The sequence below is a fragment of the Mesorhizobium sp. M0909 genome (assembly GCF_040319515.1).
In the GTDB taxonomy this organism is placed as follows: domain Bacteria; phylum Pseudomonadota; class Alphaproteobacteria; order Rhizobiales; family Rhizobiaceae; genus Mesorhizobium.
Map to the genome: position 1 here is coordinate 1 of NZ_JAMYOA010000066.1, position 1,049 is coordinate 1,049.

At 64.3% G+C, this 1,049-nt stretch carries 1 protein-coding gene; it reads right to left on the minus strand.

Going from position 1 to position 1,049, the window contains the following annotated elements:
* Positions 1–16 precede the first annotated feature (16 nt).
* A protein-coding gene (locus NKH83_RS31540) for an IS630 family transposase (RefSeq protein WP_352809076.1) occupies positions 17–960 on the minus strand; the annotation gives its coding sequence in 2 pieces (ribosomal slippage) (positions 17–624 and positions 624–960; 945 coding nt in all).
* Between the last annotated feature and the right edge of the window lie 89 nt (positions 961–1,049).

Here is a 1,049-nt window from a genome sequence, read left to right on the forward strand (position 1 = left end):
CTAGAGCACGTCCTGTTTAATCCGGTTCATATCCTGCGGCTTTGAAGTAGTTGGCACATTCGGCTGGGGTGAAGAGGTCGACGACCGCGCCGACCGCGTCCCAGAGAGCTTTGATGGTTCTCTCGGCCTTTGCTCGCAGCAGCGCCTTGAGTTTGGCGAAGGCGTTCTCAATCGGATTGAAGTCGGGACTGTAGGGCGGCAAGTAGAGCAGGCTCGCGCCTGCGGCCTCAATCGCGTCGCGCACGCCGGCGGCCTTGTGGGCGGGCAGGTTGTCCATGACGACTACGTCGCCCGCCGACAATGTAGGGACCAGCACCTGCTCGACATAGGCCAGGAACACGTTGCCGTTCATGGCGCCGTCGTAGACGAAGGGCGCAGTCATGCCCGTCAGCCGCAGCGCTCCGGTGAAGGTCGTGGTCTTCCAGTGGCCATGCGGCACGCCGGCCCGGCAGCGCTCGCCGCGCGGCGCTCTTCCACGCAGGCGGGCCATCTTTGTGGAGAGGCCGGTCTCATCGATGAACACGAGCTTCGCCGGATCAAGATCGAGCTGGCCGTCGAACCAGTCCCGGCGCCGCTTCAGGATGTCGAGGCGACCCTGCTCCAGTGCGTGCGCGGACTTTTTTTGAATGTCCAGCCGTGACCGCGAAGCCAGGCGCTCAAGGCGCTGCGGCTGATCCGCACTGACTGCTCGGCGACGAGACGCTCCACCATCTCGTTCAGCGTGATGTCCTGGCGCTCCTCGATCAGCCCGACGATGAAGGCTTCATGCGCATCGAGGCTGGAGGCGCGGCGGCGGCCCTGCGGGCGTGGCGCCAGTTCGCCGATCTTCGCCCGCGCAATCCAGCGGATCGCGCTGGACACTCCCACGCCGAACCGCGCCGCCGCTTGCCGCGCCGACATGCCCTCGTCCGAAGCCTTCAAGACCCGCGACCGAAGATCACCGCTCAATGCTCTTCCCATCGTCCACCTCCCTCGAGGTGGATGTTGAATCAGCACAAAACGCAGCCGTCACATCACAATCGATTCATCGATCACAGGACGTGCTCTAG